General features: G+C 66.0%; 13 protein-coding genes. 8 read left to right on the top strand and 5 right to left on the bottom strand.

The window, feature by feature from the left end; genetic code table 11:
• The first annotated feature begins 121 nt into the window (after positions 1-121).
• From Q4F73_RS08210 to ppk2, 3 genes are all read left to right on the top strand, one after another.
• Positions 122-643 carry a hypothetical protein gene (locus Q4F73_RS08210; RefSeq protein WP_303358866.1) on the top strand — a complete coding sequence of 174 codons (522 nt, stop codon included), beginning with the start codon at positions 122-124 and terminating at the stop codon, positions 641-643.
• A 257-nt stretch (positions 644-900) separates the two neighbouring features.
• Positions 901-1224: a putative quinol monooxygenase gene (locus tag Q4F73_RS08205; RefSeq protein WP_303358865.1), complete on the top strand. Its 324-nt coding sequence runs from the start codon at positions 901-903 to the stop codon at positions 1222-1224.
• Positions 1225-1240: 16 nt separating this feature from the next.
• Positions 1241-2101 (top strand): polyphosphate kinase 2, encoded by an 861-nt coding sequence (ppk2, locus tag Q4F73_RS08200; protein ID WP_303358864.1) that lies wholly within the window; start codon positions 1241-1243, stop codon positions 2099-2101.
• Here the strand turns inward: ppk2 and Q4F73_RS08195 are convergent, their stop codons facing one another.
• On the bottom strand, positions 2102-2872 hold the full coding sequence (locus Q4F73_RS08195; RefSeq protein WP_303358863.1) for an HAD family hydrolase: 771 nt from the start codon (positions 2870-2872) through the stop codon (positions 2102-2104).
• Between the two features lie 34 nt (positions 2873-2906).
• Here Q4F73_RS08195 and Q4F73_RS08190 point away from each other — a divergent pair, with 34 nt between their 5' ends.
• Positions 2907-3914: an enoyl-CoA hydratase/isomerase family protein gene (locus Q4F73_RS08190; protein ID WP_303358862.1), complete on the top strand. Its 1008-nt coding sequence runs from the start codon at positions 2907-2909 to the stop codon at positions 3912-3914.
• The gene (locus tag Q4F73_RS08185) at positions 3911-4564 is read left to right on the top strand and encodes a DUF1648 domain-containing protein (protein WP_303358861.1); all 654 of its coding nucleotides are present in this window, start codon (positions 3911-3913) and stop codon (positions 4562-4564) included. Before Q4F73_RS08190 ends, Q4F73_RS08185 begins: the two co-directional genes overlap by 4 nt.
• Here the strand turns inward: Q4F73_RS08185 and Q4F73_RS08180 are convergent.
• Positions 4539-5645, bottom strand: coding sequence for a DUF6882 domain-containing protein (locus tag Q4F73_RS08180; RefSeq protein ID WP_303358860.1), 1107 nt, complete (start codon positions 5643-5645; stop codon positions 4539-4541). The genes Q4F73_RS08185 and Q4F73_RS08180 overlap by 26 nt on opposite strands.
• 71 nt (positions 5646-5716) lie before the next feature.
• The gene (glcB, locus tag Q4F73_RS08175; protein ID WP_303358859.1) at positions 5717-7915 is read right to left on the bottom strand and encodes a malate synthase G; all 2199 of its coding nucleotides are present in this window, start codon (positions 7913-7915) and stop codon (positions 5717-5719) included.
• 463 nt (positions 7916-8378) lie between these two features.
• Here glcB and aceA point away from each other — a divergent pair, with 463 nt between their 5' ends.
• The 3 genes from aceA to aldA all read left to right on the top strand — a co-directional run bounded on the left by aceA (position 8379) and on the right by aldA (position 11893).
• Positions 8379-9674, top strand: coding sequence for an isocitrate lyase (gene aceA, locus Q4F73_RS08170; RefSeq protein WP_303358858.1), 1296 nt, complete (start codon positions 8379-8381; stop codon positions 9672-9674).
• A 211-nt stretch (positions 9675-9885) separates the two neighbouring features.
• The gene (gene rraA / locus Q4F73_RS08165; protein WP_303358857.1) at positions 9886-10386 is read left to right on the top strand and encodes a ribonuclease E activity regulator RraA; all 501 of its coding nucleotides are present in this window, start codon (positions 9886-9888) and stop codon (positions 10384-10386) included.
• 58 nt (positions 10387-10444) lie between these two features.
• Positions 10445-11893, top strand: a complete 1449-nt coding sequence (gene aldA, locus Q4F73_RS08160) for an aldehyde dehydrogenase (protein ID WP_303358856.1) — start codon at positions 10445-10447, stop codon at positions 11891-11893.
• On the opposite strand, the gene Q4F73_RS08155 is transcribed toward aldA, so the two are convergent.
• Positions 11890-12483 carry a TetR/AcrR family transcriptional regulator gene (locus Q4F73_RS08155; RefSeq protein ID WP_303358855.1) on the bottom strand — a complete coding sequence of 198 codons (594 nt, stop codon included), beginning with the start codon at positions 12481-12483 and terminating at the stop codon, positions 11890-11892. The genes aldA and Q4F73_RS08155 overlap by 4 nt on opposite strands.
• Positions 12467-13678, bottom strand: a 1212-nt coding sequence (locus Q4F73_RS08150) for an MMPL family transporter (protein ID WP_303358854.1), incomplete at its 5' end; no start/stop codon positions are given. The genes Q4F73_RS08150 and Q4F73_RS08155, both read right to left, overlap by 17 nt.

Genomic DNA, 13678 nt, shown 5'->3' with positions numbered 1-13678 from the left:
GCATGAGGCGCTGGAGATGGAGTGGCTCGAGGTGGGGGAGCAGCTGGAGGGGTAGCCCCGAAAATGGGTACTTCCTGCATATTGCCTGCCTGTTAGGTGTGAGAGTCCTACGGTTAGTTTCATGACAAAGTTCATTCGTTTCGCAGTCGCCGCCGCCACGGCCGCCACAGTCGCCATCGCCCCCCTGTCCGCAGCGCACGCCAGCTCTTTTGGGGGTTCCTCCTCCGGTGGGGGTGCCGTAGTTGAGCAGCCGACGCAGCCTGCTCCTCAGCCTTCCGGCATCGACGGTGAGGCCGTTGCGGCAAAGCTGAATGTCAAGTTGGTTGAGGAGCTCAAGCGACAGGGACACACGGAGAATGCGCAAGCCGCAGCTCTTGCGGACGAGGTGTCCCGCGAGGCTACCGCTGGTGAACTCGTGTTTGAAAAGCTTGATTACGGCATGTACCAGCACAGTGACCTGAGGTTTACTGAGAACGGATGGTTCACCGTTGAAGTTGTCCGACTTTCCGAAGATGCTGCTCGTTTGCTGCTGAATAACTTCGACCGGGCCGACTTCGACTTTGACGTCATCGCTCCGTTTGGCACCTCAGTCACTTTCGACGGTCAGTACGTTTTCATCTCGAACGTATTCAAGATCTCGTAGGAACGGACGTTCCGAGAGCACAGTCTGCAGGTTCGGCTCTTCCGGCACGAGCTCCGGGAGAGCATCGAGCATTTCGCGCCAAGTGTCGGCGAGCAGTCAGTGGCCGAGGGCATCGTCGAGGAAGATCATGGGGGAAGAATCCCACAAAGATCCCTCTGGAGCACTGACAGCCACGAAAATAACGGCACTCACGGCACCATGTGCACAGCCGTGACCAGCGGCGACACCTCCACCGCAGGTCACGTACCCTGGAAACCATGATCCTCATCAACGTTCGCTTCAAGCCCCTGCCCGAGTACGTCGACAACTTCCGTGAGCTGGTCGATGAGTTCACCACCGCCACCCGCGCGGAGGAGGGCTGCATCTTCTTCGACTGGGCCCGTAATACCGACGACCCCAGTGAATATTTTCTCAACGAGGCCTTCCACGACGATGCCGCCGAGGCCCATGTGAACTCCGAGCACTTTAAGAAGGCCACCGAGCTTTTCCCGACGATCCTGGCGGAGACCCCGCAGATCATCAACACCGTCATTGAAGGCAAGACCGACTGGGACCGGATGTCCGAGTTCCAGGTGAGCTGAGGGTAATCTAAAAACCATGGCCAACAAGGACACTGCCGAGAAGATCACCAAGCCGAAGAAGCTGGACAAGAAGTCCTACGAAAAGGAACTCAAGCGCCTCCAGGCGGAACTGGTGGACATGCAGCAGTGGGTCGTGGAGACCGGCGCGCGCGTGGTCATCATCATGGAGGGCCGTGACGCCGCCGGCAAGGGTTCGGCGATCAAGCGCATCACCCAGTATCTCAATCCCCGCACCGCCCGCATCGAGGCGCTCCCGGCCCCGAGCTCCCGCGAGCAGGGGCAGTGGTACTTCCAGCGCTACGTGGAGAAGCTGCCGACCGCGGGCGAGATCGTCATCTTCGACCGCTCCTGGTACAACCGCGCAGGTGTCGAGCGCGTCATGGGCTTCTGCACCTCTCAGGAGTACCGCCGCTTCCTGCACCAGGCCCCCATCTTCGAGCGTCTGCTCATCGAGGACGGGATCATGCTGCGCAAGTACTGGTTCTCCGTCTCCGACGAGGAGCAGCTGGCGCGCTTCCAGTCCCGCCTGGAGGATCCGCTGCGTCGCTGGAAGCTCTCGCCGATGGATCTGCAGTCCATCACGCGCTGGGAGGAGTACTCCCGGGCCAAGGACGAGATGTTCATCCACACCGACATCCCCTCCGCGCCCTGGTACACCGTGGAGAGCGAGGACAAGAAGCGTTCCCGCATCAACGTCATCTCGCATCTGCTGTCGACGATCCCCTACGAGAAGATCGAGCGCCCGCTGCCGCAGATCCCGGATCGCCCGGATTCCGACAACGGCTACGAGCGTCCCCCGCGCGCCGAGTTCCGCTACGTGCCGGACGTGGCCGCCAAGCTCGCGCAGCCCCAGCGCAAGAAGAAGAACAAGAAGTAGCTAGCTGAGCAGCTCGCGGAGGACGGTGACCACACCGGCCTCCGTGTTCGGCGGCGCGATGTGGTCGGCGATGGCCTTGATCTCCGGGTGGGCGTTGTCCATCGCCCACGCCGTGCCCGCGGCCTCCAGCAGCTCCAGGTCGTTGAGGTAGTCGCCGAAGGCGGCAGTGTGCTGCTTATCGACGCCCATCGCCTCCGCGAGCGCCCGCAACGCCCGGCCCTTGCCCGCGTCGGCGTGCATGATGTCCACCCAGTGGGCGCCGGAGACGACGACGTTGGCCTCGGGGGCGGCGTCGGCCAGCACGGGGTAGATGGTGGCCTCCGCGTCGGAGGTGGTGAAGCCGGCCAGCTTGATCACGTCGGCGACTGCGTGCAGGTCATCCGTCGCCTGTCTCGAGTGGTAGTACTTCTCCAGTTCCTTCTCCGTCTCCGGAGAGATTCCCGGGCGGTGGTAGGCGACGGTGGGGGTGCACACCACCAGGTCCATGTCGAGGTCCGCGGCGACGTCGATGACGGTGTGGACGGTGGTGGCGTCGAGAAGCGTCGTGGAGACGATCTCCCCGTCATGGAACACGCACGTGCCGTTCTCGGCGATGTAGGTCTCGCCGGGGAAGATGGCCTGCAGCGTGGCCAACTGGCGACCCGAGGCGGGTGCCACGGCCACCCCGCGGGATCGTAGTTCCTCGAGGACAGGCCAGAAGGAGTCGGGGATCTGGCCGGCGGCGTCGAGAAGCGTGCCGTCCATGTCGAGGGCGATGATCCGGAACTCCATTACTGTGACCTTTCGCGTCGGTAGGCTGTCGGGCATGAATGAACAGCCCGTGAATGTCAGCGTCCGCCACCATACCGGCGTCCTCGAGCTTGCTCGCCCGAAGGCGCTCAACAGCCTCAACCACGAGATGATCCGCATCATCACCGACGCCCTCGAACAGTGGCGCGAGGATCCGGAGATCCACCAGGTGCTCATCATCTCCGCCTCCCCGAAGGCCTTCTGCGCGGGTGGTGATGTCCGCTCCGCCCGCGAGGGGATCCTCGCCGGGGAGGACAAGGACGTGGATGCGTTCTTCGTGGACGAGTACGCGATGAACAACCTCATCGGCACCTACCCCAAGCCCTACATCGCGGTCTGGGACGGCATTGTCATGGGCGGTGGTCTGGGTGTCTCCTCCCACGGTTCCCATCGCGTGACCACTCCGAAGGCGTGGGCGTCGATGCCGGAGATGGCCATCGGTTACATCACCGACGTCGGCGTTTCCTGGTCCTCGCAGCGCTGGGAGAACTCCTCGCCGGCGATCGGCGCCTTCATCGGACTCACCGGCTACCGCATGACCGCCGCCGACATGCTCCATCTCGGCCTGGCGACCCACCTCGTGGAGGACGCCGCGGCCTTCACCGAGGACGTCATCGAGCTGGGTGTCGACGCCGCCGTGGACAAGCACGCCACCAGCTCCGACGAGCCCTCGCAGATCGAGGCATGGCGCGCGGACATCGAGGCCACCTTCGGTGCCGGCTCCTGGGCGGACATCGACGCGGCGTTGGAGGCGCACACCAACCGGGAGTTCGTCGACACCGTCCGCGAACTCATGGCCAAGGCCTCCCCGTCCGCGACCGTGGCCGCCGCCGAGCTCTACCTGGCCAACCGCGACGCCGCGACCCTGCGCGACGGTCTGGACAACGAGGAACGCCTCGGTGAGCTCATCCGCCGCCAGCCGGACTTCGCCGAGGGCATCCGCGCTGTCCTGGTGGACAAGACCCAGGACGCGCAGTGGACGCAGCCCCACGACCCGGAGGAGTACCGGGCCGTCCTGCGATGAGCACCCGCACCTGGTACCTCGGGATTCCCGCCGTCGTGGCGGTGTGCCTGGGGTACCTGTGGGTGAATTTCCACCTCGTGCCCGACCCCATGCCCGTCCACTTCGGTCCGCGCGGGGAACCGGATGCCTGGGCCACGAAGTCCTTCGCCTCGGCCGCGGGCCTGGTGGCGCTGGGGCCCGGGCTGACCCTGGTCACCGGGGTGATGAGCGCGGGCATCATCCACGCGGTGGCCAAGGAGGCAGGGGAGCGGCAGCAGATGATGTCCCGGGAGATCAATCCCCTGCTGGCGTCGTACCTGTTCTGGCTTTCGACCGTCCTCGCCGTGGCGGTCACCGGCTCGCTGCTCGGACACAGCGGCCCGTTGTCGGTGCTGCTGCTCATCGGCTTGTTGGTACTGGTCACGGTGGTCTTCCTCTGGCAGCTGGTGCGGATGCACCGGCGAGTCGATGCCGCCTACCCGCCCTCGGAGAAGGACCGCCGCGGGCGGTGGGGGTTCTACTGGGACCCCGAGGACCCTGAGGTGTTCGTCAGCCTCGAGGGAGGCATGAACACCTCCCTCAACGTCGCGCGGCCAGCCGCCTGGGGCATCCTCGCCCTGCTGCTGGCACTGCCTGCCCTGGCGATCATTCTGGCGGTGCTGGCAGGGTGACCCCGCGCCGCTGCGCGTAGGCCGCCCGGGCCCGCTGCTTATCCACACCCTCCGGCACCGCCGCCTGCAACGTCACCGCCACCGCCTGCCCGGTGGTCGGCGCCTCCGGGCCCGGGAGGGTGAGCTCCGGCGCCGAGAGGAGGACAACGGCGCGGGTCTGGGAGTTGAGGGCAACGGTGGCATGGGTCCAGATGTCGAGGATGGGCTTGCACACCTCGATGAGCTCCGGGCGCGCCGGGATCCGGGGGCGCACGAGGTCGAGCAGACCGTGGTCGATGCCGAAGCGGCGCAGATTGGCGGCCGGGGACGGCGGCAGATGAGGATCCGCCCAGCCCCAGGTCCAGGTGTCCCCGGTGATGGTGGCGACGATGACGGCATCGGCCGAGAACTCGTGGTGGACGATGGCACGCCCGGAGGCGATGTCGAGGGAGATCTCGGCGTCGGGGAAGCGGCCGTCGAGAAGCAATTGATGCTCCGCCGAGTAATAGAGGGCGTCTGCGAGGACATCGGTTTCACGCATGCCACCGGATACTGCAGCAGGCTGGCCTTCCCGGAAGGTGACCGCTGTACCGTCGGCGAACTCGAAGGTCGTCGGTGTCTCGCGTACCCCGAGGCCGCGGGCTGCGGCGAGGGAGAGCAGCGCGCGACGCGTGTCGAGCTCTGGCGGCAGCTGCGCCAGACCAAGCGTGAGCGCGCTGCGGAGGGGGCCGGGGGAGGGACGGAAATCGATCGCCATCGCCCGCTGACCGTCGGGGAAGGGGGCCAGGAACACCGGGACATTGCCGTGCAATGTACGGGCGGCGCAGAGCAGCACATCGGAGGCCGGCCGCGGTGACGACAGCTCGGGGATGTCGAGCTCGTAGCCCCGCGACCAGGTCCACTGCCCGTCGGCGATGCGGGCCACCTCGGTGGCGGGCAGGTCGCGGGCGCCGGCGCGGGTGTGGACCCGGGCGATGTCGCCCGAATACTCGATGCCCTCCACCCGACCGATGGCGCTCGTCCACGTGGCGTCGATGTCGGCCTGGATGAGGGCGCCGTCGGCACGCAGATCGGCCAGCGAGGTGGGGGCAGGAAGATGCATGCCCCCCACAATAACGGGACGAACCCCGGTCACCACGAACGGTGACCGGGGTTCCGGCAGCAGCGGCGGGCCTACTTGATGCCCTGGCGCTCCTTGAACTCACGACGCTTGGCGTGCAGGATCGGCTCGGTGTAGCCGGAGGGGGACTCGGTGCCCTTGAGGATGAGATCCTTCGCGGACTGGAAACCGATGGAGTGGTCGAAGTCGACGGCCATCGGCAGGTAGGCCGGGTCGCCCTCGTTCTGGCGGTCGACGACCTCCGCCATGCGCTTGAGGGAATCCATGACCTGCTCCTCGGTGACCACACCGTGGACCAGCCAGTTGCACAGCAGCTGGGAGGAGATGCGCAGGGTGGCGCGGTCCTCCATGAGGTCGACATCGTGGATGTCCGGGACCTTGGAGCAGCCGACGCCCTGCTCGACCCAGCGGACGACGTAACCCAGGATGGACTGGCAGTTGTTGTCCAGCTCCTCCTTGATCTCCTCCTCCGACCAGTCGGCGGTGGGGGAGACCGGGACGGTCAGCAGGCCGTGGAAGGTGTCGCGGCGGCCGTCGTTCTTCAGCTCCTCCTGGCGGGCGAAGACATCCACCTCGTGGTAGTGGGTGGCGTGCAGGACGGCTCCGGTCGGGGACGGGACCCAGGCGGTGTTCGCGCCCTCGCGCGGCTGGCCGATCTTGGCCTCCAGCATCTCGCCCATGAGCTCGGTCATGGCCCACATGCCCTTGCCGATCTGGGACTTGCCGGACAGGCCGCGTGCCAGGCCGGCGTCGACGTTGGCGTCCTCGTAGGACTGCTTCCAGGTCTCCTTCTGCATGGTGGCCTTGCGGACCATCGGGCCGGCCTGCATGGAGGTGTGGATCTCATCACCGGTGCGGTCGAGGAAGCCGGTGTTGATGAAGGCCAGGCGGTCAGCGACGGCCATGATGCAGGCGTCCAGGTTGACGGAGGTACGACGCTCCTCGTCCATGACACCGACCTTGAGGGTGTAGCGCGGCAGGCCGAGCAGATCCTCGACACGACCGAACAGCTCGTTGGTGAAGGCGACCTCGTCCGGGCCGTGCTGCTTCGGCTTGACGATGTAGATGGAACCGGTGCGGGAGTTGCGCAGCGGGTTGCGCACGTTCAGGCCCGGGATGGCGCAGACGACGGTGATGACGGCGTCCATGAGACCCTCGAAGATCTCCTCGCCGTCGACGAGGATGGCCGGGTTCTGCATGAGGTGGCCGACGTTGCGGACGAACAGCAGGGAACGGCCGTGCAGGCGGATGTCGGTGCCGTTGCGGCCGATGAACTCGCGGTCCTGGTTGAGCTTACGGGTGATGGTCTTGTCACCCTTGGCCACCTCTTCCTGCAGGTCACCGGTGTTGAGGCCGTACCAGTTGCGGTAGCCGACGACCTTGTCCTCGGCGTCGACGGCGGCGACGGAGTCCTCGAAGTCCATGATGGTGGACACGGCGGCCTCGAGGACGATGTCCTTGACGCCGGCCTTGTCGTCCTTGCCCACCGGGGTGGACGGGTCGATCTGGATTTCGATGTGCAGACCGTTGTTACGCAGCAGGATGGACGCCGGGTCCTCGAGGGAACCGGAGAAACCGCGGTAGGCGGTCTTGTCCTGCAGACGGTGCTCGTTGCCGCCCACGTGGGCGGCCAGGTAGCCGTCGATGACAGAATACTTATCGACGTCCGCGTGGGAGGCGCCGTCCAGCGGGACCGCCTTGTCCAGGAAGTCGCGGCCCCAGTCGATGACCTTCTTGCCGCGGACCGGGTTGTAGCCCTTGCCCTTCTCGGCGCCGTCCTCCTCGGAGATGGCGTTGGTGCCGTAGAGGGCGTCGTACAGGGAACCCCAGCGGGCGTTGGCGGCGTTGAGGGCGAAGCGGGCGTTGAGGATCGGGACGACCAGCTGCGGGCCGGCGGTGGAGGCGATCTCGTCGTCGATGCCGCGGGTGCGGATCTCTCCCTCTTCCGGAGCGTCGACGAGGTAGCCGATCTCACGCAGGAAGGCCTCGTGCTCCGCCGGATCCGGCTGGCCCGGGTTGGCCTTGAAGTGCTCGTCGAGCTTGGCCTGCAGCTCATCGCGGCGGGCGAGGAGCTCCTTGTTCCGCGGGGTGAAGTCCTTGACGATCTCTGCGAAGCCGGACCAGAACTCGTCGGCCTCGACACCCACGGCCGGAAGGACGTCGTTGGCGAGGAAGTCGTGCAGAACCTTGGCGACCTGGAGGCCGGCAACGTCGATGCGCTCGGTCGTGTCCTTCGGCTCAGTCTGGGTCATCTGAATGCTCCTTGGAGGGTGAGGGTATGCGGAATCAGTCGCGGCAAGGCGATGCCTCCAGCCTAAGTGATTCCAGTCACGGGGTAAATGGTTTTGCCGATTTCGCCGCACGCTACCCCTGTGGTGGCAGGCGTCTCACTGTGGGATTCGCGGGCAGAAGTGGATGCGGCGGTCGGTACCTGCGGTTTTGAATTGCTTTCGTTTGTGCAGGCCACGGCACTGGGGGCGAAACGGGCATTGAAGTGACTTAACTTGTGGCATTTGCAATATTAGCAAAATCCCCCGCTACCCCCGCACACAATTTGGACCCCCCGACCCATTGACGGCGGGCACTTTTGAGGGCACTCTGTGAGTCATGCCACCGAAAACGGTTTAACACGCCCGACGGTGGATCCTCCTCCATCCCCCTGCCGGACATTCGATGAAGAACCCGGCGATTAAGACAGGAAAGTGAGTCCTCTCTATGACCACTACCGGCCAGGCACGTACTGCAGCTGAGATCCAGAAGGATTGGGACGAGAACCCCCGCTGGGAAGGCATCACCCGCGACTACACCGCAGAGCAGGTGGAGCAGCTTCAGGGCAACGTCATTGAGGAGCACACCCTCGCACGCCGCGGTGCTGAGATCCTCTGGGAGAAGGTCTCCAAGCGCGACGGCTCCTACATCAACTCCCTCGGTGCCCTCACCGGCAACATGGCTGTCCAGCAGGCCCGCGCCGGCCTGCAGGCTGTCTACCTCTCCGGCTGGCAGGTCGCCGGTGACGCCAACCTCTCCGGCCACACCTACCCGGACCAGTCCCTGTACCCGGCCAACTCCGTGCCGAACGTCGTCCGTCGCATCAACAACGCTCTGCTGCGCGCCGACGAGATCTCCCGCGTCGAGGGTGACACCTCCGTCGACAACTGGCTGCTCCCGATCGTCGCTGACGGTGAGGCCGGCTTCGGTGGCGCCCTCAACGTCTACGAGCTCCAGAAGGCCATGATCGCCGCTGGCGCCGCAGGCACCCACTGGGAGGATCAGCTCGCTTCCGAGAAGAAGTGTGGCCACCTCGGCGGCAAGGTCCTCATCCCGACCCAGCAGCACATCCGCACCCTGACCTCCGCTCGCCTGGCTGCCGACGTCGCCAACACCCCGACCGTCGTCATCGCCCGTACCGACGCTGAGGCCGCCACCCTCATCACCTCCGACGTTGACGAGCGCGACCAGCCGTTCATCACCGGTGAGCGCACCGCTGAGGGCTTCTACAAGATCAAGAACGGCCTCGAGCCCTGCATCTCCCGTGCGAAGTCCTACGCTCCGTACGCCGACATGATCTGGATGGAGACCGGCACCCCGGACCTCGAGCTCGCCAAGAAGTTCGCCGACGGCGTCCACGAGGAGTTCCCGGACCAGCTGCTGTCCTACAACTGCTCCCCGTCCTTCAACTGGTCCGCACACCTCGATGCAGACGAGATCGCCAAGTTCCAGAAGGAGCTGGGCGCGATGGGCTTCACCTTCCAGTTCATCACCCTGGCTGGCTTCCACGCCCTCAACTACGGCATGTTCGACCTGGCCTACGGCTACGCTCGCGAGGGCATGACCGCCTTCGTCGACCTGCAGAACCGCGAGTTCAAGGCTGCCGAGGAGCGCGGCTTCACCGCCGTCAAGCACCAGCGTGAGGTTGGCGCCGGCTACTTCGACACCATCGCCACCACCGTTGACCCGGAGTCCTCCACCACCGCCCTCAAGGGCTCCACCGAGGAGGGCCAGTTCCACTAGGAACTGACCTGAGCCACCGGCTCAACCAGGTGTAAACGCAAGCGGCGTGCCTCGTGAGAAATCACGGCGCACGCCGCTTCGCGCTTTCTGGCCACGCCCCTTGTGAATTCGCCCCGTCGACACCAGTGATCCCGGACACCGAACAGCACCCCTTTCGACCGCGTGAATTCGACACCGCTGTACCCACCACCCCTGAAAGGCAGACCCCCGCATGACCATCACCTTCATCCCCACCGCCGATCTGGTCGACATCATCGGCGAGGACGTCGTCCGTTCCTGTGACACCCAGTTCTTCAACTACGGCGGCGTCACCGAGTACTGCGGCCCGATCACCACCATCAAGTGCTTCCAGGACAACGGTCTGGTGAAGAAGACCCTCAACAGCCCCGGCAACGGCGGCGTGCTGGTCGTCGACGGTGACTCCTCCGTTCACACCGCCCTCATGGGTGACATGATCGCCCAGGCCGGTGTGGACAACGGCTGGGCCGGCGTGGTCATCCTCGGCGCCATCCGTGATTCTGCCGTCGTGGGCGAGATGCAGTTCGGCACCAAGGCGCTGGGTACCAACCCGCGCAAGTCCGCCAAGGACGCCGCCGGTGAGAAGGACATCACCGTCTCCTTCGGTGGCGTCGACTTCGTCCCGGGCCACATCCTCTACGCCGACGCCGACGGCATCGTCGTCACCGAGGAGCCGGTCGAGGCCCCGGCCTAAGCCGACTGCGATGCAGGTCTCCTATCGCTAAAATAGTGGCATCCGACACTGTCAGCGATTGGAGATCACTGTGTCCCCCTACCGGAACTACATCAACGGCGAGTTCGTTGATGCCAACGACCACATCGACGTGCTCAACCCCTCCACGGGCGAGGTTCTGGCCCAGGCACCGGCCTCGGGTGCAGAGGCCGTCGACGCTGCGGTCCGCGCCGCCAAGGCCGCCCAGCCCGCGTGGGCCAAGCTGCCCGCCATCGAGCGGGCGGGTTACCTCACCGCCCTGGCCAGCACTCTCCGCGAGCATGTCGACCGTTTCGCCGACTACCTGGTTCGCGAGCAGGGCAAGGTCCGGGGGCTCGCCGAGGTCGAGGTGAACTTCACCGCCGACTACTTCGACTACATGGCCGGATTCGCCCGCCGCGTGGAGGGTGAGATCATCCCCTCCGATCGTCCGGGTGAGACGATCTTCCTCACCTACCAGCCGATCGGCGTGGTGGGCGGCATCCTGCCGTGGAACTTCCCCTTCTTCCTCATCGCCCGCAAGATGGCGCCGGCCCTGGTCACGGGCAACACGATCGTCATCAAGCCCTCGGAGGAGACGCCCATCAACGCCTTCGAGTTCTGCGAGCTCGTCGACAGCATCGGTCTGCCCCCAGGCGTGTTCAACATGGTCGGCGGCACCGGCTCCGAGGTGGGGCAGTCGCTGGTCGAGCACCCCGATGTGGATCTCATCTCCATGACGGGCTCGGTGCCCACGGGCAAGAAGATCATGGCCAGCGCCGCCGCGAACCTCACCCGCGTCAACCTGGAGCTCGGTGGCAAGGCCCCGGCGATCGTGCTGGCCGACGCCGACCTTGATCTCGCCGCCGACGCCATCTGGAATTCCCGCGTCATCAACACCGGCCAGGTCTGCAACTGCGCCGAGGTCATCTTGGTGCAGGAGTCCGTGCACGATGAGTTCCTGGACAAGCTCACCGCCAAGTTTGAATCCACCCGCTACGGCAATCCTGCGGAGCAGGAGGAGCTGGACATGGGTCCGCTCATCAACGCCCGCGCCATCGAGGGCGTGGAGGCCAAGGTCGGCGATGCGGTGTCGGCCGGCTGCCGCGTGGTCACCGGCGGTGAGCGCGCGACCGACAAGGGCGACGGTCACTTCTTCCAGCCCACCATCCTGGCGGGTGCCACCGCCGACATGGAGATCGCACGCAAGGAGATCTTCGGGCCGGTGGCGCCGATCGTCAAGGTGCGCGACCTCGATGAGGCACTGGAGATCGCCAACGCCTCCGAGTACGGGCTGACCAGCTCCGTCTACACCAACGACCTCAACCTGGCGTTGCGGGCCTCCCGGGAGCTGCTCTACGGCGAGACCTACATCAACCGTGAGAACTTCGAGGCGATGCAGGGCTACCACGCTGGCCGCCGCAACTCCGGTATCGGCGGAGCGGACGGCAAGCACGGACTCATGGAGTTCGTGGAGACCCACGTGACCTACGTGCAGGGCCCGGCTTAACCCAGGCGCACCACCGCGAAGGCCCGGCGGACCAGCTCCTGCGCTGCCGCCGGGTCTTTCGGCTCCGGCAGAGTGAAGTAGTGCTCCAGTGCGGTCTGGGCGATGGTCGCGGCCGCGCGGATGGCCACCTCGGCCTCGAAGGGATCGAGGTCGGGGGTGCGGGCACGCAGTTTCTCGAACAGCGGTCGCAACTGCCCGTCGAGGTCGTGCACCGCCGCCGCCCCCCGCATGGTGAGCAGCAGATCAGAGATCCGGAACAGGGTGGCGAAGGAATCCAGGTGGGAATCCACACCTGCGTCGCCCTGCAGACCCTGAATGATGGTCCAGCGGATGGCGTCGAGAAGCCCGGCATCAGCGGGGGCCTGGCGCAGACCGTCCGTGAGCTCGGTGACGCGCCCGACCATGAACTCCAGCAGAGCCTCGTCCATGGCGGTGAAGTAGTTGTGGAAGGTGCGCGTCGATACGCCCGCCGCCTCGGAGACGGCGGCCACGGTCAGGGCCTCAGCGCCCTGGTCGAGTGCCAGGCCTGCCGCGGCGCGGGCGATCTGCGCGCGCGTGGCGGCCTTTTTCGACTCACGCAGTCCGGACATCCTTGAGCCCTTCTCCCTCCACATCCACGGTGGGCAGGATGCGGTCGAGCCAGCGGGGGATCCACCAGGCGCGTTCGTCGAGAAGGAACATCGTCGCCGGGATGATCATCATGCGCACGACGAAGGCGTCGAGGGCGACGGCGACGGCCAGCGCGAAGCCCATGGTCTTGATGAACACCATGTCCTGTGCCATGAACGCCGCGAAGACGGAGATCATGATCAGCGCCGCGGCAGTGACCACGCGGGCACCGTGCTTGAAACCGTTGGAGGTGGCGTTGCCGGCGGTCTTGCCGTGCGACCAGCCCTCGCGCATGCGGGTGACCAGGAAGACCTGGTAGTCCATGGCGAGACCGAAAACGAGTCCGATGAGCATGATCGGCAGGAAGCTCAGCAGGGGCTGCGGATCATTGATGATGCCCAGCGCGCCCTCCTGGAAGATGGCGACGGTGATGCCGAAGGTGGCGGCGACGGAGAGTCCGAAGCCGAGCGCCGCGATCAGCGGGACCCAGATGGAGCGGAACACCAGCAGCAGCACGAGGAACGCGAGGACGAGCACGATGCCGATGTACGGCAGCAGCACGTTCTGCAGGCGGTCGGAGATGTCGTCGAAGATCGCGGTCGCACCGGTGATGCCGAAGGGCACGCCGAGGTCGGCGTCGCGCAGCGTCTGCAGGGTCTCGGTGGTCTCCGGGTGCGTCGCGCCGTATTCGGGGGTGATGAGGACCTGCGCGGCGGAGAAGTCCTCGGTGGTGCCGACGACCTGGGCGTTGACCACGCCATCGGTGCCAATGAACTTCTCGACGCCCGCGCCCATCACCATCGGGCGTTCCTGCGGGTCGATGTCCTCGAGATCGAGGAGGGCGATCATCGGGGCGTCGCGGCCCGGGCCGAAGGCGTCGGCGGTGATCTCATGCGCGATGCGCGGCGGGGTGCCCGGGGTGGCGGTGCCGTCGGTGGGCATCGCCAGGCGCATACCGGCGGCCGGGATGGCGAGCAGGCCGAGGAGGACCACGCCGACGAGCAGGTGGACGACGGGGCGCTTGCGCACGCGGCGCACCCAGCGCAGACCCATCGTCGGGTGGTCATCCTCCGGGTCCGGGGCCTTGATGCCGGGGACGCGGGCGGCGAACACTCGGGTGCCCAGCAGGCCCAGGAGGGCCGGCAGGAAGGTGAGCGCGATGAGCACCGCGAGGGC

It is taken from the genome of Corynebacterium sp. (genome assembly GCF_030535495.1).
GTDB lineage: Bacteria > Actinomycetota > Actinomycetes > Mycobacteriales > Mycobacteriaceae > Corynebacterium.
Note: the sequence above shows the minus strand (reverse complement) of the source record. Positions and strands in the feature narration are given on the sequence as shown.